22 protein-coding genes are annotated in these 19,943 nt (G+C 63.1%); all 22 read right to left on the bottom strand.

What is annotated here, in order from left to right; genetic code table 11:
* Window positions 1-2: 2 nt before the first annotated feature.
* Complete coding sequence (locus tag BBJ41_RS17065; protein ID WP_069747366.1) at window positions 3-2,444, bottom strand: phage tail tape measure protein; 2,442 nt, start codon at window positions 2,442-2,444, stop codon at window positions 3-5.
* Between the two features lie 80 nt (window positions 2,445-2,524).
* Window positions 2,525-2,827: a phage tail assembly protein gene (locus BBJ41_RS17060; RefSeq protein ID WP_059497706.1), complete on the bottom strand. Its 303-nt coding sequence runs from the start codon at window positions 2,825-2,827 to the stop codon at window positions 2,525-2,527.
* 97 nt (window positions 2,828-2,924) lie between these two features.
* Window positions 2,925-3,428 (bottom strand): phage major tail tube protein, encoded by a 504-nt coding sequence (locus tag BBJ41_RS17055; protein ID WP_027787026.1) that lies wholly within the window; start codon window positions 3,426-3,428, stop codon window positions 2,925-2,927.
* Window positions 3,429-3,438: 10 nt separating this feature from the next.
* Window positions 3,439-4,608, bottom strand: coding sequence for a phage tail sheath subtilisin-like domain-containing protein (locus BBJ41_RS17050; RefSeq protein WP_069747365.1), 1,170 nt, complete (start codon window positions 4,606-4,608; stop codon window positions 3,439-3,441).
* A gap of 83 nt (window positions 4,609-4,691) precedes the next feature.
* Window positions 4,692-5,471 (bottom strand): tail fiber assembly protein, encoded by a 780-nt coding sequence (locus tag BBJ41_RS17045; RefSeq protein WP_049036047.1) that lies wholly within the window; start codon window positions 5,469-5,471, stop codon window positions 4,692-4,694.
* Between the two features lie 15 nt (window positions 5,472-5,486).
* Window positions 5,487-7,484, bottom strand: a complete 1,998-nt coding sequence (locus BBJ41_RS17040) for a phage tail protein (protein WP_049036049.1) — start codon at window positions 7,482-7,484, stop codon at window positions 5,487-5,489.
* Window positions 7,472-8,050 (bottom strand): phage tail protein I, encoded by a 579-nt coding sequence (locus BBJ41_RS17035; RefSeq protein WP_069747364.1) that lies wholly within the window; start codon window positions 8,048-8,050, stop codon window positions 7,472-7,474. The genes BBJ41_RS17040 and BBJ41_RS17035 overlap by 13 nt, the downstream gene beginning before the upstream one ends.
* Complete coding sequence (locus tag BBJ41_RS17030; RefSeq protein WP_069747363.1) at window positions 8,040-8,936, bottom strand: baseplate assembly protein; 897 nt, start codon at window positions 8,934-8,936, stop codon at window positions 8,040-8,042. Before BBJ41_RS17030 ends, BBJ41_RS17035 begins: the two co-directional genes overlap by 11 nt.
* Window positions 8,933-9,268, bottom strand: a complete 336-nt coding sequence (locus BBJ41_RS17025; protein WP_034195754.1) for a GPW/gp25 family protein — start codon at window positions 9,266-9,268, stop codon at window positions 8,933-8,935. The genes BBJ41_RS17030 and BBJ41_RS17025 overlap by 4 nt, the downstream gene beginning before the upstream one ends.
* On the bottom strand, window positions 9,268-9,510 hold the full coding sequence (locus tag BBJ41_RS17020; RefSeq protein WP_236872038.1) for a hypothetical protein: 243 nt from the start codon (window positions 9,508-9,510) through the stop codon (window positions 9,268-9,270). Before BBJ41_RS17020 ends, BBJ41_RS17025 begins: the two co-directional genes overlap by 1 nt.
* Window positions 9,511-9,527: 17 nt before the next feature.
* Window positions 9,528-10,208, bottom strand: a complete 681-nt coding sequence (locus tag BBJ41_RS17015; protein WP_049117405.1) for a phage baseplate assembly protein V — start codon at window positions 10,206-10,208, stop codon at window positions 9,528-9,530.
* Window positions 10,209-10,211: 3 nt separating this feature from the next.
* Entirely contained in the window at window positions 10,212-10,736 is a 525-nt protein-coding gene (locus BBJ41_RS17010) for a hypothetical protein (protein ID WP_049098350.1), read from the bottom strand.
* A complete protein-coding gene (locus BBJ41_RS17005; protein WP_049035129.1) occupies window positions 10,726-11,256 on the bottom strand; it encodes a phage tail protein in 531 nt (176 codons plus the stop codon). The genes BBJ41_RS17010 and BBJ41_RS17005 overlap by 11 nt, the downstream gene beginning before the upstream one ends.
* Before the next feature lie 2 nt (window positions 11,257-11,258).
* Window positions 11,259-11,546, bottom strand: a complete 288-nt coding sequence (locus BBJ41_RS17000) for a head-tail joining protein (RefSeq protein WP_034188730.1) — start codon at window positions 11,544-11,546, stop codon at window positions 11,259-11,261.
* Window position 11,547: 1 nt separating this feature from the next.
* Window positions 11,548-12,543, bottom strand: coding sequence for a major capsid protein (locus tag BBJ41_RS16995; protein ID WP_069747362.1), 996 nt, complete (start codon window positions 12,541-12,543; stop codon window positions 11,548-11,550).
* A gap of 73 nt (window positions 12,544-12,616) precedes the next feature.
* Window positions 12,617-12,961 (bottom strand): head decoration protein, encoded by a 345-nt coding sequence (locus tag BBJ41_RS16990; protein WP_049098395.1) that lies wholly within the window; start codon window positions 12,959-12,961, stop codon window positions 12,617-12,619.
* A gap of 30 nt (window positions 12,962-12,991) precedes the next feature.
* Complete coding sequence (locus tag BBJ41_RS16985) at window positions 12,992-14,056, bottom strand: head maturation protease, ClpP-related (RefSeq protein ID WP_069747361.1); 1,065 nt, start codon at window positions 14,054-14,056, stop codon at window positions 12,992-12,994.
* Window positions 14,053-15,546, bottom strand: a complete 1,494-nt coding sequence (locus BBJ41_RS16980) for a phage portal protein (protein WP_069747360.1) — start codon at window positions 15,544-15,546, stop codon at window positions 14,053-14,055. Before BBJ41_RS16980 ends, BBJ41_RS16985 begins: the two co-directional genes overlap by 4 nt.
* The gene (locus tag BBJ41_RS16975) at window positions 15,543-15,749 is read right to left on the bottom strand and encodes a phage head-tail joining protein (RefSeq protein WP_006497114.1); all 207 of its coding nucleotides are present in this window, start codon (window positions 15,747-15,749) and stop codon (window positions 15,543-15,545) included. Before BBJ41_RS16975 ends, BBJ41_RS16980 begins: the two co-directional genes overlap by 4 nt.
* A 13-nt stretch (window positions 15,750-15,762) precedes the next feature.
* The gene (locus tag BBJ41_RS16970; protein ID WP_335648585.1) at window positions 15,763-17,682 is read right to left on the bottom strand and encodes a phage terminase large subunit family protein; all 1,920 of its coding nucleotides are present in this window, start codon (window positions 17,680-17,682) and stop codon (window positions 15,763-15,765) included.
* Between the two features lie 28 nt (window positions 17,683-17,710).
* The gene (locus BBJ41_RS41400; protein WP_175972717.1) at window positions 17,711-18,280 is read right to left on the bottom strand and encodes a MarR family transcriptional regulator; all 570 of its coding nucleotides are present in this window, start codon (window positions 18,278-18,280) and stop codon (window positions 17,711-17,713) included.
* 398 nt (window positions 18,281-18,678) lie between these two features.
* The gene (locus BBJ41_RS16960; RefSeq protein ID WP_160313263.1) at window positions 18,679-19,761 is read right to left on the bottom strand and encodes a GTP pyrophosphokinase; all 1,083 of its coding nucleotides are present in this window, start codon (window positions 19,759-19,761) and stop codon (window positions 18,679-18,681) included.
* Window positions 19,762-19,943 lie beyond the last annotated feature (182 nt).

Raw genomic sequence — 19,943 nt, 5'->3', positions numbered from 1 at the left:
CCTTACATATGCGGCGCGTCGAACATTGCGGTTCGACTGTTCGCCTTGCGCTGCTGCTCCTCCATCATCCGCGTCAGCTGCGGACTGACCTGTTGGAGAAACTTGTTAGCCATGTCGGTATCGCTCGCCTCGATCTTCACGTTGAAGACCGGCGCGAACGTGTTCGTCTGGTCGATACGCGGCCCGAACCGGGCATCTGCCGCCGGACTTTCCGCTGCCTTCGCTGCCTTGGCGACCGCCTCGGCATTCGCGGGCGTCTCGTCGGGCTTCTGGCCCAAGAACTTGCTCGCGATGCCGCTCAGTGCCTTGTCGCCAACGAACGTCCCGAGTGCCCCGCCAAGCACGCCGACGACAGCCGATCCGATCGGCCCGCCGAGCGCTCCGATCGTCGCCCCGACCTTCGCGCCGATCACGCCACCCGCGAGACTGCCGGCGATGCCAGCGAACCGTGTGGCCTTCCGATCGTTCGTATCGGTGCTCGACGCGACGGCGTATGCTTCGCGAGCCGCAAGGCCGAACTTCAGGACGGTCCCCGCGACGGCCAGCTTTCCTGCCCACGGCGCAACCCGACCGAAGAGCGCACGTCCCGCGTTGACGACCCGCCCGATCCTCCCGAGCCGCCCCGCCCGAGCTGCCGCGCGACGCGCGGCGCGTCCTGCACGCCCACCGCCCATCAGATCGCCAAGCCCACCCGCATCGACGCCCCCACCGGGCATGTTCACGACAAACACGCGCTGGACGCCACTAGCGGCGCTCGCAGCCCCACCGACTGCATCCAGTGCGCGCCCGACGACGCCACCCGCACCACCGGCACGCCCTGCAACCCCTCGACCACCACGCGCCAGCACCGTCCCGCGCGCGATATCGAACAAGCCGCGACCGATGCCCCAAAGTGCCTTTGCTCCGCGCACTGCGAGCACCGTGCCGGCGATGCCGACGACAGCGGCTGTCGCCTTCGGAGCGCTGTCTGCTGCGGACTGGATACCGCTCCCGCCCCCCTTTGCCGCCTCGCCAACGCGATCCGTGATCGGCCGCAGGGCGTCGCCAATGCTGCGCATCGCGTCGTCCCATCGCTGCCCGACCTCGCTCCAGATCTGTTTGGATGTCTCGCGACGCGCCTCCAGATCCTTCTGAATCTCGCCGCTCGCCTGCTGCGCGTTGCGCTTCAGGTTCGAATACAGCTCCGCGTTCTGCATGTATGCCGTCAGCGCCGCCTTGACCTGCATGTCGTTGAACAGGTCGCCGGTCTTCATCGTCTCGGCGAACGCGGCCATCTGAGCCTGACGCTTGGCGGGGTCCATCTCCGAATTGAACTGCTTCGCCGCAGCTGCGAGCTGCTTTGCCTTGGCCGGATCGACACGCTCGATGTACGCGCGGGCGAGCACGAAAGACGCCTCCAGCGTCGACCAGCCCTTGCCGATCGCCTCGCGCATCTTGGCCTGATAATCGACACCGGCCTTCGCGTAATTGCGTTCGGTCTCACCCGAACCGATCTTCGAAAACCAGTTTTTCAGGTTGTTCGCCGCCTCGTCCGAACTGCCGGCGGTCTTCATCTGCACCTGGAGCATTGCCCCGAGCTGCGTCACCGAGTCCTGCCCCGTGATGCCGATCTTCTTCATCTCGGCGAGTAGCACCGGGAACCAACGCGCCATGTCGACCGACTCGAACGACCCTTCTTTGCCGAGATACGCGATCGCTTCGAGCGCCTTCGACATCTGCTTCGGATCGACGATCTCCGCGTTCTGCTGCAGCGCTTGGATCATCTTCGCGGTTTCGACCGTCGTCGCGCCTTGGCCGATGGAGAACTTCGCGACCAGCGGCGCGAAGTTGAGCGCGCGATCCAGATCCATACCGCCCGCGACCATCTGGTTGACGGCGTCCGCCAGCTCGTTGCGGCCGATACCGTTCGCCCCGGCGTCACGCCTGATCCGCGTCGCCATCGCGGCCTCTTCCTGCGTGCGCGCAATGCCGGCCTTGATCGCAATGTCGCGAATGATCGCCTGATAGTTCGCCGAAATCGTCGCCGGCACCGCGACCGCTGCCGTCAGCTTCATCGCATCGCCGATCACGCCACGACCAGCCTCTTGGCCAGCCGCGAGCCGCTCGCGGCCTGCCACCTTCAGATCCAGCCCGCGAGCGGTTCGTCCGAGCTGTGCATACGCACGATCGAGCCGGCCAACCTCGATGCCGGCATCTCGCAGCGATTTCAAATTGCTGTCGAGCTTGCGGCGAATGCCGTCCGCCGCGCTGTCGCCCGCCAAATGAAGGCGACGGAACTCGTCCTGCAGGCGCATCGTCTCGCCGATCTGGCGCTGCCAGAGCCGCGAGTCGTTCGCCCGCTTCTTCATCGCGTCAATCTTCGACGACGTGTCGGTGATCGCCTTGCCGAACGTCGCCGAGACGGCGCCGCCGATCACGATGCCAAGTGCTAAGTCTTTCGCCATCCCGGCCCTCTCAATCCGTCAACCACCAGAGCATGTCGTCGACCGTCATCTCATCGATCGACGTCGGCGACATGCCGTATTCACGCACCAACCGATTTGCCAGCGCCTTGAGCGTCTTTCGGTCCAGCTTCGCGTACGGATCGAAAGGAGTAGTAGGCGTCCTGCACGCGCTCGTAGTCGGCCATGTCCATCTCTTCGATGTCGTCCGGGCCGACATCTGCGAGCGTCGCGAACAGGATCAGCTCTTGCTGCTCGGCATCGTTCGGCGCGAGCTTCTGCGCACCACGCATGTCGCGCACCTTCGGCCGGCGCAGCGTGAAGCTGTCGCACTCGACGCCGTTGAGCTTGATCGGATAGTTGAGCTTGACCGTGACCTTTTCCATTGCGGTTCCTGAAATGAAAAATGGCGAGCCGTCGGCTCGCCATTGATTGAACAAAGTAGCTTTGCTGCGTGTCCGTCGAATGACACCGACGTGGGAACTACATGCCAAGACCCTTGCGGACCTCGGCGAGCTGATCAACACCGTTGATCACCCGCTTGGACGCGAAGACATCGATCTCGTGCACAATCGCACCGGCGATCTCCAGCTTGTAGTAGTCGCACGACACGGAGTATTTCGCCTCGTACTTGTCGCCCGGTTTCCAGTCGCCCGGATCGACTTCGTGCAGCATCCCACGCAGATACACGGCGACGTTTTTCGTCTTACCGCTGCGATCCATGAACACTGCGCGAAATACACCGTTGAACGCGCCCTGATCGACCAGACCGAAGAAGCGCAGCACCTCGTATTCCATCGTCGACATCGAGAACGATGCATCGAGAGCTTCCATGCCTTGATCGACCTTGACCGTCGCGTCCATCCCGCCCGCGCGGAAGTCATCCGTCTTGATCTTCAGCTTCGGTGGCGTCATGCTCGTCGCGCGGCCAGCGTATCCGCGGCCGTCGATATGAGCGTTGCAGTTGTACAGAGTTTCCGGAATCATCGTTCCTCCCTTAGATCTGGTTATCCAGCACTTCGGTCAGCCACTGGTTCGTGACCTCGAAGCGGAAAATCGGGTTTTCGGCCGGCGGGACGTCCGTGAATCGGATGTTCCAGTACACCTTGCCGTCTTCGAGCTGGCTCGCCGTGTTCAGCAACGGGTCCGGATAGACCTCGAAGTTGATCACTGCGCCCTGACGCTTCAGATCACGCATGAACGCGTGCAGCCCTTCGGTCACGTCGCTGACGTACGTCGCAGTAATGCCGCGATCGACCGCCCACTTGTGACCCGCCTGCACGGCATCCATGACGATGTCGAGCGTGCGCACGCGCGTGACAAACTTCCATTTCGGATCGGCCGACAGCGTACGGTTCCCCCAGAGGCGATACCCGCCGTCGCGAATGATCGTCGTGATGTTCGCGTTGTTGAGCAGGTTCGCGCGGCACGTCTCGTCGCCGTCGAGGTATTCGATCGGCCTGCCCGTCCCCGTGATCTCGACGATTTCCTTGTTCGACGGCGACGCCCAGAAACCGATCTTCGCGTCGGTCTGACAGAACAGCCCCGCCGCGTACGTCGACGCGGGCAGCGAGATCTCGCCGTTCGTCGCGTTGTTCCATGCCTTCGCGCCGGGGTCGACCATGTACAGGCGCTTGCTGCCGAAGTTCTTCGCGTACGCGATCGCTGCCTCGTCGTCGACGTTCGGGCCATCGATCACGGCCATCGCGCGCAGCTTGCCGGCGAGCGAGTCGGCAGCCGTCGCGACCGGCTGCTTGGACGTATGCCCAGGTGCGACCAGCAAACGCGGTTGTGCGTTGAAGCGCGACTTCGCGTCGAGCAGCGCCTGCATGCCCGTGCGTGCGCCCCCGGCCGACACACCACCGATGATCGCCGATGTGAGCTGCGCCGCGTCGGCCGCTGCCGGCACCCCCACGGCGATCACAATCGCGCTGCTCTGCGCGTAGATCGCGCGAGCTGCCCGCGCGATCGCGCTGTTCTCGCCGAACGCACGCACCGCCTCGCCGTAGCTCGTCAGTTGCATCGGGACGTTCGGCTGCGCCAGATCGGGGCCGGGCGTGTACGTGTCGGTCATACCGACCACCGACGACGACGGCACCGCAATCGTGCGAGGACCGCTGTCGACGATCGTCGTCGTGATGCCGTGAAAAAAGGAAGTCGCTGCCATGCGGATCTCCGGAAATAAAAAAGCCGCTCATCGGAGCGGCTTGAAACGAAACGACGCCGGCAACACATGCGGCGTCGGCAAAGTTACTTTTTGACGGACGTATCGGACGCCTTCGGTTGCTCCGGCTCGGGGGAGGCGTCGGTTGTTGCCGCCGCCTCCGCTCGACGCTGCATTTCCGCCTCGGCCGCAGCGCGATCCTCTTCGGCCTGCTTCTCAGCAGCCGCCCACTGCGCAGCCTCCTCCGCTTCGCGCTTCGCTTTCGCTGCGCGTTCGGCCTCAACCTTCGCGAGAATCGCGGCCGGATCAGGTTCGGCAGGCCACGCAATCCGCGCCGGGAACGTCGGTGACTCGACAACATTCACCAGCGCGACCTGATAATCGGCCCATGCGTCGAACATCGCCTCTTCGAGATCCGACAGTCGCCCCGTCATCCGAGCATCCGCCTTGCCGCGATTCTGCTGACGAGCCTTTTCCAGCCGCGAGAAGAAGTCATTCATCGCTGACTCGCGCGCCCGGTCCGCGACGATCTTCTCGTCGACAACCCACGCCCCTTCCCGCCATACGTGCGAATCGGATGGGCGCGGCTCTTCAGTCAGGCCCGCGTCGTCCGGCGTCACACCTGCCACGGTAATTTCCGCCGCGAGACCGGACTCGGTTCGATAGAGGCGCACGCCGCGATAGTCGGGCAGCATCTCCCATTTGTCGGCACGCCAGAACGGCCAGGTACGTGGTCCACGTTCGGGCAGCGGCTCGAGCGTGCAGAACGCGGGAACCAGATAGCGGCTCGAATTCATCGGATCGACATCGGCAAGAAAGCTCACGATGTACTGCCCGGTCAAACTGTCGTATTGATTGCAAAGCATGTTCTACCTCACGAATTAATATGCGCGGATCATGGCAAGCACTGCGATGTTGCGCATGCGCGCTTCGGTGCCCCCGTCAGCGGCAATGCTGATTGCATGCGAGTGACCACCAACACCGCCGATACCGACTGCGTGCGTATGCTGTCCATTTCCGTCGATGCCGATAGGGATCGTTGCACCATCCGTTCCCAAGTTGTTCGCACGGCCGTTGTCCATGCCGTACCCGCGCCCGGTGCTCGTCGAATACGCGCCGTTCGACCCCAGACCAAACCCGTGCGAGTGAGGCTGCTGCGTAATGTTGTGTCCGTGCCAGCCGGCCGCATCAGTCCAAGCGGTATGTGTGTGATCTCCAGCGGCACCTGACGAGGCGCCGTGCGAGTGGGAGCGGTTTTGGCTGTCCTGCCACGAACCGACACCGCGACCAGAATCAACACCCCGCCCGCCGTCAGCACACCGGACACCTTCGCCGCGAAACTCGGGGATGCGGAACGTCGTCTCCCCGTCGCCGATCGAGAAGCACCCCCACCAACCAGCGGCCCAGTCCTTCTCCGTTGCGAGCGCACCGCTTGCCTGAGCGTACGCCCAGAGCTGCGGATAATCGGCTCGCTTGAGTAACGCTCCGTCCAGCTTCAGGCAGCCTGCCCGCACACTGCTTCGCACCTCGAAAATGATCTGGCCGATCGACGCCGACGCGATCGCATCGACGACAAACGCCGTCGACGCGACACTTCCCGACTTATCTCCAGCGGCTGGCGTAGGCACCTGCACAGGTCGATCAAAGATCGTGCCCTTGTCGGCAGTGAATCGCGCTGTGACGATCCCGTTACACGTGACGCCGAAAGCGCCGTCACCGATGTGATAAAGACCAGTATCCGGAGTACCGTCCTTGTCGAAAGTCAACGACGGATTCTGCGGCGTGCCTTCCGAGAGGAAAACCCGAGCGCCGGCAGCAAGCCAGAGCGCACCTTTAAGCGTCCCGCCGTTGTTCAGGTCGAGCGGCGTCAGATTGCCCGTGTGGTAGACCGGTTTTCCATCGATACAAAATGTTCGACTGCCGAAGAAATACTGAAACGAGCCTTTCGTTGCCGAATACCACCCGACGTTGTCGGCATTCGCATAGAAATAGCCGTCAACCGCGCCAAAGCGAAGCCGGCCTTCGCCCCACGAAGGCTTCAACGTAAGGTCTCCACGCATTTCGACCGACCCGCCGATTGACGTTCCGCGTCCTGTGTCGTCGAGCCGCAAAAAGCCGCTTTCGAGATTCCACAAGATCGGCCGGTAATCGTTCCATGGTCCGAGCGGATCGCCTTTCTTGGTCTGAAGCAAGTAGCAGTCTCGGTCGTCGTTGCGCAGCATGACACCGTAGTTCGCCGACGTCGCTCGGTACTGCCCCCCGAGTGTGTCGTCAAGGTCCATCCCGCTAGAACGGACGCCATTCGCAAACGACGTCCGATACGCGACTTGAAAGCCTTCACGCCCGTTGTCAGCTGTCGTCCCCAAAAGCACGCGCCCCTCGCGAGTGATACGCATCCGCTCGGCACCGCCCGCGATCAGCGCAAGCCAACCACTCGCGGCGGCCGGCCCAACAAAGCAGTTATTGCCCTGAATCTCCAGGTGCGAAACACCTTGTGCGCCGATCTGAAGGTATCCGTCGCTCGGCGAAAACATGCCCGTGTCAGGATCGTTCTCGAATCCGAATCCAGCGTTGTTTGCGTTGTTCGGCGTGATTGCGCCGACCTTCCCTCGAAGCACACCCTTCAACGTGCCGCCCGTGTACGGCAGCTTGTCGTTACCGAGTGCGTCGGTTCGCTTGCCGAGCGCTTCGACCTGCGCACTGACTTCGCCGACCCGCTTGTCGTTGCCGTCCGCCCGGTCTTTGAGGTGACGCGTCCGATTCGCAAGTTGCTTTGTCGGCACGTTGTCGATCCCATCAGGTCCACCTTGTACGGGGTCCGACGTTTCGAACTGGTAGACCCCTTCCTCCCACTTACTTTCTTCTTTCAGATTGGCCATGTACCGATCACCCCTCGCGTATATTGACCATTGCGCGTCGCGGCACCGTTGTGCCGGATTGCAACCTCAGAAAAATCGAGCCACGCGAGCCGGCTACGAGCCGGCGCGTAACGCTCGATCGCCCGCTTCAAGTTCTCGCCCTGATCTCGCGTCACCGGCCGCCGCAGCTTCACGATGTACTCGGCCCATGCAGTCGATCCGCCGTGCAGATATCGACCGTCGCGCTTCGCCGAACCGTCTCGCCGCTTGATCTGCCGCCCCTCCTGAATGTCGATCTCGCCGAACCCGAGACGACGAACGATCTCGCGGATCGCCCACGGCGTGCCCTTCTTTTGATAGATCGCCAGAGACGACTTGATCAGCGCGCGTCGCGCCTCTTCGGACTCCGCCAGCTCCCATCCGTCGACTGCGAGCGACCACGCGAGCCACGGCAGGAAAGCGGCCGGGCAGCGATCCGCATCCCAGAGCGTGCGGATCACGTTCGGATCGACAGACGGCCGCATCACCTGCGCGAGCGCCGCCTCTAGACTCGTCTGGTTCGTCGGCAGTAGTGCTTCAGTCGTCATCGTTCACCTTCGGATTCAGCACGATCGATGTACACCGGGCGAACTGATCGATCGCACACACCACGTCAGCCATAGGGGCCTTCAGATCGACACGCACGACACCCGACGCTTTGGGATGCAGCGCCCCGGTTACGGCCGAGCGAGGCATGCCAACCCGTAGCGCTTCGCCCGCAGCGACTGCGATATCGAGATCCTGCCGTCGCGCAGCAAGCACGACGCCCGGATCTGGCCCGCGCCCGATGTACACGTCGGCGACGATCGAGTATTCGACCGGCCGGGCCGGCACAACGAGCAGCGTGTCATTGAGCGGCCGACGATCTTCGGGAGAGAGCGCTCGGCGGACCGTGTCGAGCAGCGCAGCACTGGCAACGCCACCGTTCGAGTACGACTTCACCACGACGCGAACGACACCGCCCTCCGGTCGATCGACGCGCACATCGGCGACATCCGGCGATGCATCCATCGCCATCGACCGATATGCACCGAATGGCCCCGCCGTTGACGAACGCTCGATACCCATCTGCGTACGCAATCGCAGCCGCTCGTCGCGCTCGACTGTCGCGGGGACAGGCGGATGCGCTTCCGGATCACCGGTATCGACTGTCTCCCGCTGCAAATTCCAGAGCACCGCGAGGTGTTCAAGATCCGCGCCCGTCGAGTACGCCAGCAACACGGCTCGGGCTGCATCGTTGACACGCGCCCGAAACCGTATGTCGTCGTACGCCGCCAGCTCGATCAACTTGACGACCGGATCGGATTCCAGCGCAGCCGTCCAATCCGGATAGATGCTCTTGAAGTGTTCGAGCTTGCGCTGGTACACCTCCTCGAAGTCGAGCGTTTCGACGAGATCCGGTGGATCAAGCGCCGACAGATCGATCACTGTCATATCGTCACCTCGAATACAACATCGTCGCCGTTGTATTGGCCGGCGATCCTAAAAGTTACTTTGCCGTCCACGACAGAGAGCGCTTTCACGCTATCCAGCGCAATTCGCGGCTCCCATCGACCGATCGCGCGCGCGGCTTCCGCCTGCGCGGCCGAGATCCATCCGCGCGTGACGGGCAGGTCAACCATCGCAGGGAGATCCGAGCCGTAATCGGGTCGCTCGCGGCGGGTTCCCTTGCGCGTGCTGAGAATGTCCGCGATGCTCTGCACAAGATGATCCAGACCGCCGATCAGTCGGCCCGTACGGCGACACATACCGACCAGCGCGACCATCACTGCGCCTTCGTCGGGATGCGCTTGAAGCACTCGCGCGATTCGAGATAGGCGATATGCTCAGGCTCCGTCACTTCCGTTTTGCCGGCCAGCACGGCAACGTGCGAGCCGTCCGGAAACACGATCACGCGGCTGCGGAACTCGGTATCGATGAATGTCACGGGTACCACCGCCCCGCCTTGCTGTGCGTCTTTCGCCATCACCACCCCCACAAACGAAAAACCCCGCACGGGCGGGGTCAAAAGTTACTTTGCTGTGCTCACACTGGCGGACCGACCAGCTCGCCGTCGCCCTGCTCACGGTGCCTGTGCTTCGTGAGCGACTTACCTCCCGCCGTAACGTCACCTGTATAGTCCGCACTGCCAGCGATCTTCATCGCGACACCCCCGCCCTCGCCCGGCTTGCCCTGCATGCCACCGTTGAACGTGAGCATTTTCTCGGTCGTCGTGTTACCCGTGAACCTCGAATCCGGAACGTCCGCCAGCAGCTTCGCACTGCGCAGCGTCGCGCCGTCCGCCTTCAGCTCGAACTCAGTCCCGCCAATGCGGAACACGATCCGACCACCGGCAGGCACTGACAGCACGTATTCATGGCTCGCATGGTTGTACTGCTCGTACGCACCGTCCGGGTAATCGATCGCCGTCTCGTCGGGACTCGACCGTCCAGACCCGCCGTGCTGCTCTGTGTAGTAGCCGGGCGCGACGAACGCACCCGCGAGATCGCCGGACGGTGCCCACAGGGCAACCTCCTCGTCAACGGACGGCGGACGCCAATGCCGAACCTTGCCGGCGGCACCGGCCTGCCATTTGAGCCAGTCGCTGACCCAATCGCCGACACGCACTTTCACGCGCGGCGGATCGTACGTGATCGCCTCCACGACCGCAGACTGCGTCAGGCACGCCATGCGGCGATCCATCTCGCCAAGCTCGAAGTCGCTCACACGTCACCCCGCTCCCTGCTCCACCGGATTCCAGTAATGGTCTTCGTGCCCCGGCCCCGTCTCCGGATCGACACCCCACAACACCGCACGCCCCGTCGTCGGCGGTTCGTACGCGTCGCCCAGGTCAAATTCGTGCACCCACTCGACGAGCCAAACGAGATACGTATCCAGTTCGGGCCGGAACGGATCTTCGCCCGCCGACCCGACCTGTTTGCCGGGCGTCATCGGCAGCCCCCACGTCGCCCCGTGCACCGTTTGCAGCACGCGCGCGGACAACTCGCGCACCTGGACCTCGGCATCCTCCACCAGCGGGTCGACGATCACGCGGGCCTGCATGCGCGCGATCAGCGGCACCCGGCCCGTTCCGTCGTCGTGCCCCGGCTCCAGCTCCGCCAGCTCGACCGCGACGAACGGCGTTTCGATTGACTTGCCGATCTTCGGGTACGCGTGGATACGTTCGAGATCGGGCAAGCGCGCACGCAGGCCGGCCTCGATGCCGTCGTGAAGTTGTTTCAAGTTATCGAGCACGATTCGCCGCCTTCTGGATTTCGTAGTTGACCTCTTGCCGCAGCACCGTCATCAGCCGCGCCTCGCACTCACGCGCAGCGCGTCGAAATGCCGGATCGCCCGTCTGCGACCATTCGACCGTCACCACTTCGAACGGCGTTCGCGCCTTTCCGGTGCGACGGTAGATCGCGCCGTCCGGCTGCGCCTTGGTCTTGCGCCACGCGCCCTCGAACAGCGATTTGCCGGCGCGCATCCCCTTCTTCGTGCGCCGAACCGCACCGAGCCGATGCGCCTCGAGCGGGTTCAACCCGAGCCACACCTTGCCCGTGTCGAGCGAGCGCATGAAGAAGTACATCCGCTGCCGCAGCAGCTTCTGCTGAATGCCCGTCGCGCCGCTGACCTCTTTCGCCGTCTGACTCCGAATCCACGCGCCTGTCTTGCGCAGCGTCCGACGCCATGCCGCCTGCATTGCTGCAGGCGGCATGCCCGCGAGCGCTTCGAGCGCTCCCCGTACGTCGATCTCGACCTTCAGCAGATCCATCATCACCTCAGAATCAGGATTGTCCAGCCCGTGCCGGTCGGGTGAATCTCGAAGACACGGAACCGCTCGCCACCCGCTTCGACGATGCTGCCCTCACGCACGCGTGCCGCGTCGTCGTCCGTGATGTCGAGGATCGGCGCAACGAGCTGCGTGCGTTGCGTTCCGAGATCAGGACCGAGCCACGGCGCCTTGAACATGCCTTGCAGCGGCTTGCCATCGATCTTGACCTCGTCCGACAGGTCTCGCTTCACGGCCGTATCGACGTCGACCATCAGATCCCGGAACGCCATGTCACGCCTTGAGCTTGATCAACGCCTTCGGGCGCGTGCACATGTGGACCGGGTTCGACTGCGCCTCGATCTCGATACCCTTGCCGAACTGCATCAGCTCCTGCTTCGCGTAGTACGGAATGCCCGTCGTGTTGACCGACTCGACGTAATCGGCCGGCGCGAAGCGCGAAATGAAGAGATCCGGAACACCTTCCGGAATTGCGTGCGCCTCGTCGTCGGCCACATAGCCAACGTCACCGACGCGGCCACGATAGCGCTCGAACGTGATCCCACCGAAGTCGAACGCGTCGCGCGCGTCGCCCCGCAGTTGCGCCGCCATCACGGACGCCAGGTACGTTTCCTTGACCGACTTCGCACTGATCAGCTTGTTCCAGAACGAGCGGCCACAGAGCGCACGCACGCCCGTATACGTCGTTGCGCCGAGCGCATCTTCGATCGCGTCCTGCACGTCGAGACACTTCGTGCGCAGTTCCGTATCGGCCTTGCCCAGCTCGAACGGAATCACCGTCTGTTCGATGTCGAAGTACTTCCACAGGTCGACCAGCACACGCTTTCCGTCCGCATCCAGCACCGCGCCCTTGATCGCCCCGATGCGATGGAATTCGTGCGTCGCGTCGAGCTGACGGCGCATCTTCGCGAGCCGGCGATTCACGACGGTTTGCAGCGCTTCCAGCTCGGTCTCGGAACCGAACGCGCGCAGATTCTGGATCTCGTCCGCCTTGATCACCGCACGCTGCGGCAGGTGCACGGCGTTGATCGGAATCATGCCGCGCTGGCTGCCGCCCACAACGGCAGCTGGCGAACCACGTTCGCCGGCCGCAACGAGTGCGAGCGTGTCGCCGTCGCGCTCGATCTGGATCGTCGTCGTCGTGATGCCGTCCTCTTCGAACAGGCCGAGCGTGCCGATACGGCCAGGAACATACGGTTGCTCGTTGATCGCAGCACTCAGGGACGAAAGCGAGAACGCATCGTCTTGAAACAGGGCGATATCCGCCATACAACCTCCGACATGAAAATGGATACAAAAAAGGCCACGCGGTCGGCGTGGCCTTGAATGGGGTGTGTCGCGATCAGCGGACGATCACGTGTCGCTCGGCGAGATCGCCACGACCGGCGGCATCGAGCCCCGTGAGCAGCCCGCCCGCGACTTCCGCGAGCCGGACGATCCCCGTAGCCCGACGCGACGCGTCGGACGCCGCCAGCGGCGCATAGAGCACGGCTGCTGCGACTTCGGAACCGTCGTTCGCGGCGTTGTCGTACGGCGCGTATTCGCCGGTACTGGTTACGCCGAGCACCTGCCCGGCCGGCAGTGCAGCGCCTGCCTTCACGACGATCCGTTCGCGCGAGATCTGGCCGTTGCCCTCCGACACGAGAAATTCCGCCGTCAGAGCGGCCTGTACCTTCCAGTTCGACATGAGTTTTCCCCTCCTCGGGTTACGTCAAAGTTACTTGCCGCTCTTGCGAGCCGCGTAGATGGACGCCGCACGCGGCGCATTCGCGACCACGGGCGCGTCTTGCGACGCAACCGGGGCAGCACGATGGTTGATCGGCTTCTGGGAAGCCGTGACGCGCTCGAACAGGCGCGCACGCACCTGATCCGCCGTCAGCCCGTCCGCAACGAAGCCGGCCGTCAGCTCGGTCAGGCTCGCGGCCAGACAGATACCGGCGATGTCCTGCGCACTGCGGATCGCCGCGTCGACGGTCGCCCGATCGCGCAGGCCGGTCGCCAGCACGATGCCCTCGGCGCAGTGCTCGATGCGAGCGTCGCGACACGTCGCGTACACATGCGCCGCCAGCGCCGTGACGTCCGGTGTTGCCGGCGGCTGCGATGAAGGATCAGCCGGCGGATTGACCGGCGGCACCTCGCCGTCGCCCTCCAGCACCGCCACGATTTCGGCCGGCACCGCCGCGTAGCGCGCGGCGAGCCGCGCAGCGCCCGCGTATGCGGCGATGCGGATCGGGTCTACGATCGCATCGCAGAAGCCTTGCTCCTTCGCTTGCGCGGCCGTGAGCCAAGTCTCGGCGTCCATGATCGCGCGGACCTCCTCTTCGGTCCGGCCGCTGCGCTCGACGTAGGCCGCCAACATGCTGTCCGACATGCTTTCCAGCAGATCAGCGAGCTTGCGCAGATCGCCCGCCTCGCCGGCCGCGACCGTGTGCGGGTTGTGAATCATCAGCCGCGCGTTCGACGGCATCTCGATCGTGTCGCAAGCCATCAGGATCAACGACGCTGCCGACGCGGCGACGCCGTCGACGCGCCCCTTCACCTTGCCGGCATACCGACGCACCGCGTTATAGATAGCGAACGCGTCGAACACGTCGCCACCCATCGAGTTGATCGCGACGACGATCGATGTCGCGGTTGCCGCCACCTCGTCGAGCTTCGCGGCAAACAGATCGGCGTCCGTGCCCCAGAACCCGATGTCGCCGTAAATCCGGATCTCGACCTCATTCCCGCCCGCCGCATTCGCTTGCGCGCGGATGTCCCACCACCGCTTCTTCCCTTTCATTCGCCATCCCCATTAGAAAGATCGCCCACCCCGTCGACCGGATCGAGCGTGTCATATCGAATCCCGAGCCGGCGCTCACGCCCGAGATCGTCCGCGTTCTCTTGGTCGACCTGCTCCGGATCATCACCACGCGAGAGGACCGCACCCGTCCGGCTCGCCAGCCCGGAGCGGATCTCCATCCGCTTCGCCGTGACGTCCTGCACCGGATGGATGTACGGCCAGCCCTGCGGCACCCACCGCACCCGCAGATACTCGCGACGGCGTCGGTAGTAGTCCTCCATCGGCATCGCACCGGATAGTGCGCAGGCATCGACCCACCAGCGCCAGACCTTCCGGCAGAACTGGTGAATGAACACGTTCCACTGGAACTGCTCGATCGATCGCCGGAACTCGTTCAAGATCACCCGCAACACACGATCGCTGACGTCGCGCAGATCGCCGGTCAAGACTTCGTACGGCATGCCGACCGAAGCCGCAGCCGCCATCAGTTGCTGACGCATGAACGGCCCGTAGTCGGTCCCCGCGCCCGGCGGCTCCGCAAACTTGACGTCCTCTCCGGGGGCCAGCTCCTGCATGCTCCCCGGTTCGAGCGATATGACCGGCGAAAAACCGTCGACGTCATACTGCATTTCCCCGCCCGTGACGGGATCTCCCGGAAAGCCCGGCTCGGCGGGCGGCTTCGTGATGAAGCCGGCAAAGAGGTTGCTGACCTCCTGCCGGAACAGCACTGCATCGTCGAAGTTGTCCAGCGACTTGAGCCGCAGGAGCACGGTCGACAGCTCGGGAACGCCGCGCACCTGGCCGGGCCGCAAGGCGAGGAACACGTGTGCGATCTCGTCGGCCGGCACGCGCACGGTCTGCATGTTGGCCGTCGATACACGCCCGTACTCGCCGGGATGACGCTGCAGCAGGTGATACGCAACGCGTCGACCATCCGCATTGAACTCGACGCCGTTGACGATTTCGCCCCCACCCGGCACGACCTCGTTCTTCTCCATCGGCAGCAGATCGCCTTCGAGAAGCCGGATCTGCATGGGGACCGCTAAACCGTCGCTCGGGCTGCGGAACTGGCGACGAACCAGTACCTCGCCGTCACTGAAAAACGCGCGAGCGGCAAGCGTCTGCACGCCCGCCATGTCGAACAGCTCGTCCGCGTCAATCTCCTCGCAGCTATCCTCCCAAAGTTGCTTTTGCATCTTGCGCACCGCAGCGTTCGGATGCTTCGGGTGTGCTTGGATGCCGTTCCCGATCGTGTTCGACACGAGTCGGGCAATCGCCGTCTTCGCCCACGGGTCGTTTCGGATCGCATCGCGAGCGCGCGAGCGCAGTAGCGGCAGGTTTTGCACCGCCGCCGCATTCGGTCCCGCGCTCGACGTCCGCCACGACTTCGCCCGTGCGCCCGTCGTGCTCGCCGACTCGTAGGCCGCCGCCTTGAGCCGCGTCGGCACCACGAATCCGCGCCGCGCGAGTGACGGAAAGCCGCCCTTCATCGCACCCCCTTACCGGCGTGGCGAATCCGGACAATCGACGAACGCCCGGCCGCGCCGTTCAGGTCGCGAATGATCTCGGTGCGCGCCTCGCGCAGCTCGCCGATCGAGCGATATTTCACGCGCCGGTCGGCATACTGGACTTCCAGCTCGCCCTTCGCGATTGCAGACTGGATGTTCTGCAGATCCTGTTTTGTGTATGCCATGCCATTCCCTCGTTTAGCGCCGCTTCAGGTACGTCGAGCGACCAACACGACGCCCCTGAATGCGCGAAACCCCGCTCGGGGGCGGGGTTTCGGTGGGTTTTGCTACCTGCGGCGACGGCCGCGGAGTCTCTGTAACGGCCTCTTCGATCGGCGGATCGGAAAGCACCTCGGCAGGCAGCGCCGATGGCAACGCCTCCAGTACCGGGACCGCATCGAATAGCGAGACCTGCGATGCGCGATGCTGCTCGACCTGCCAGTGCGCCTCGGTCATCAGGTGCACTTTCACGCTGCGGGCCGCGTGCAGCGCGTAGCCTTCGCAGTCCAGCGCCTCGTTGCGCGGGCTGATCTTCTTCCACACGCGCTTGCCGCCGCGCGGCCCCGGCACCTTCACCTCTGCCGTGAGCTGCGATAGGTAGTCGCTGCGCACGCCGCTATACCAGTGCATGCGGCCCGGCCCGTCGCCCTCGAGCTTCAGCCGGTTTTCGAGGATCAGATCCTTCGCGCGGCTCACGCCAACCATGTACGGGCGCAGCCCGTACTTCGCTGCCTTGCTGTTGTTGCGCGTTGAGTCGATCGACGCCTTCGGCACGCTGAAGATCTCCGCGTCGACGTTGCTGCTGCCCTTGACGGCCATGACGTTGTAACCGGCGTGCTGCGCAGCGCGCACATACTTGTATACCGCGTCCGACGTAGCGCCGTCTGACGAGTCGATCGACGTTGCACGTACACGCAGCAGCCAGCCGTTCTCATGCCGGTATGCGTGCGATAACAGCATCGTCAACGCGCCCCATACGCCGCCCGTCATCGGGTCTTGCTGTTGCTCCGTCACATTGCCGTAGATCTCGCCCCATGCGACGAGCCAGCTTTCCTCGCCGCGCCCCCATGCACGCAGGACGATTGCGAGCCGGTCGTGTTGCACGTCGACGCCGAGCGTCAACACCAGACCTCCGAGCGGCACCGTCAGCTCCGCGTATGGCAGCGCACGTTGCGCGAGCACGTCCAGCTCGGGCAGATCGGTCTTGTACTTGTACGCCCGGCCCTGCGAGTTGTTCACGAACGAACGCATCTTCGTATCGTCCCCCTCGCGCAGCGCCTTGTCGGCCGTCAGCCACTTCTTGACCAGCTCGGCCATGTTCGAGCCGGGGAACGGCGACACCAGCTCGTTGATGCGGAAGCCGGCAACGCCGTGAAACGGTGCCGTCGCAACCCATCGCCCGCGACGCACCGCGCGAATGCGCGTCGCATCGTCCCACAACGAGCCGCAATGCGGGCAGGTGTAACGGGCCGTCTCCGGTTGTGCACGGCCGTAGACCTCATGTACGACTTCGGCGCCCTCGCTCCACGTGACGTTTTCCCACGCCAGCTCATGCTCCTCGTCACAATCAGGGCACGGCACCAGATACACGCGCTGATCCGATGCCGCGTAAGCCTGCTGGATGCGCGACAGGCCGTCGATGGTCGGCGTGCCGCCTAAGATCATCTTGCGTCGCCGAGCCGAATAGCTTTTGTTCCGCTCCTCCAGCAGCGTGATCGAATCGCCCTGCTCGCGAACGTTCGTGTTCGCGTCGTCCGGCTCCTCGACCGCGACGACCGGGGCCGGCGTCGACTTCACCTCGTCCGGCGCGTTCGACGTGATGAACTTCAGGAAGCCGCGTGCGAACGTCTTGTGATCCCACAAGTTGTTTTTGTCGCGAGCAGCGTGAACCGGCAATTTCGCCGAGAGGCGAGGCGTCACCTCGACCATCGGCTCGAACTTCTCCAGGTTGAACTTCTTCGCCGTCTTCTCTTTCGGGAACATGACGATCATCGGGCACGGGTCAACGTCGATCCGCTTGCCGATGTAGTTCAGCAGCACGCCATCCGTCCACGCGACCTGCGCCGACTTCATGCACACGATCTTTTGCACCGTCGGATCGTCCAGCGCTTCGTGCATGCCAAACACCCACGGCGTGATGTTCGGGTTATACCGGCCGGGGCTGGCCGAACCCTTCGCGCTCAACCGACGATGTTTGCGTGCCCAGTCCGTCGTCCCAATCCGCTCCGGCGGACGCAGCATCGTCGCGATCCGGCGAATCACCGCGTGGACTGTCTGGGTCGTATTCAGAAAGCTGCTCAAGGCATCCATATATGTGCTCGTTCAACCATTCGACGTCCACCTCGACGCCGTATAGCGTGCGCAGCTCCTGCACCAGCTTGTCGGACAGCGACAGCAGCTCCGTTTGAAATGCGCCGACCATCAGGCCGTACGCCTGTTCGAGCTGCGCCGCATTGACGAGCTGCCCCTTCTTCTCGGCCAGCGTTAGCAGTTTGATCTCGCGATCGACGATCTCGGTCTTCGCCCGTTCGGCGACGAGATCGATGCCCGTACCGCTCGATCGGCCGGCCGCGACCTCGCGCAAATGCCGGATGTACGCGACGCGGATCTCGTCGATCGACACCACTCGGTAATCGAGCTGGACCTTGTCGACGAACCGCGAAACGGCCGACTGATCAAGGTCGAGATGGTCAGCGATCTGCTGCTGAGTCGGCATGAATATGACCCCCTATGGAGACTCGCCAGTAGAGAAAAAACGCGGGTGCGAGCCCCCGCGTGTGGCGATGCCCAGAGGGTCCCCGCCTGCTCAAAAAGTAGGCAGACCCGCACCGATCGCGACATCGGAGGTCATGCCGTCGCCTGCTCGGTCCATCGCCCACACGACACGGTCCATCGCGTCGTCAAACACGAAGCACCGCGCGGTAACGCGCCCCATGCTTCGATCTTCATCCCACGTCGACCAGACCTCGCTCGGCCCGGCGCTCGTCGACTCGATTCGCATTTCAGCGCCTCAATGCAAAAAGCCCTGAGGGCTTGCGCGCTCAGGGCTCGATATTTTTCATACGATTCACTGGCGCAGTCGCGCCAACTAATGTACGAACTAGATGATGCTTCTTACTGCTTTTCGTTCCGCGGGAAGTCGTCAAACGTCTCGAGCAATGTATCTACGAGATCGTCACTGTGCATGAATCTTTCGACGTAGCCGTCCATGAATTCTCTTTTACCCGATTGCAGCAACAAGGTATATCCGAGATAGAAGGTTGCTATCCCGCGCGTCATTCCCACCCTCGCCCAATCTTCAACCGTGACTCCGGGCGTATCGCGGCTCAACCACCGCTCGGCGACTTCAGCTATCAGTTTCTCGTTCGCTAGTAGTGAATTTCTGATGTCTCCGATAGTAGCTAGCCCCAGATATCTCATCATCGCTACCCGGTCACCTATCTCGTTCGGGGCACTATCATTCAACCTCGTATCTACAATGCCGGCAATCAGGGAGTCAATCCGACGAGCAACCTTATCAGTGTTCACAAACGCAACATACGATTCTGCGTCGATAGGAACGTCAACGGAACTATCCGCCAAGCGCTCAGGAAGTTCTCGTTCGTAGGCCGCAAGTTCGTCGCGGATCGTCATAAACTCCTCGTCCGCAAGCTCAAGAAGTCCGGCAAGACGCGAAAATCTTCTCTTCACAAGCAGCGGCACGTCCTCGACCGATTTGTAGCCCAGGTCGTGTTCGATCTCTGCCCATGCATGCTGCAGGATTGATCGGACTTGAATTTCGATCTTCATGCCCGCGAACCGTGAGTATTCGCTCAGCTTAACGCGAGCACGCCGATGGCCGACCACGTAATGCACTGAACGATATCCAAACCGATCCGGGTCTACAGGCGTCGATTTGTCGATCGAGTTCTTTCGATCAACCTCGAACTCGCGCTCTATGATTTCCGAAACGCGCCGTACGTCCCCTTCGAGGTATGTGATCACGCGAGCGCCACAGATATCAGTGATGTCCGACAACTGCTTGTAGCGCCCTTCCCCTTTGCGCGAGATTTTGCCTTCAAGGCTCACGCGCTCCTTGACCCGAGACACAACGTCCACAAACTGTATCTCGTTGGAGATCAAGAAATCACGAATCAAGCGCTCAACGGATGACGAAAAATCCGCATAAACACCCTTCATCGCGTCGTATGTATCCATGATCATCGGCGCGTTACCGTCTGCCATATCGTCCCCGTCAGCGTAACCAATTCATCGCCAAGACAATATAACAGCTATCTCAAGCGGGAATGCCAACGGCAACCCAAGAGCAAGAAAAGCCAAAGCCCTGAGAGCTTTCGCACTCAGGGCTTCGATATTCATTTCGTAAGGGCGAACGCCCT

Origin of the sequence: Burkholderia stabilis, from assembly GCF_001742165.1 — a bacterium.
Classification (GTDB): domain Bacteria; phylum Pseudomonadota; class Gammaproteobacteria; order Burkholderiales; family Burkholderiaceae; genus Burkholderia; species Burkholderia stabilis.
Note: the sequence above shows the minus strand (reverse complement) of the source record. Positions and strands in the feature narration are given on the sequence as shown.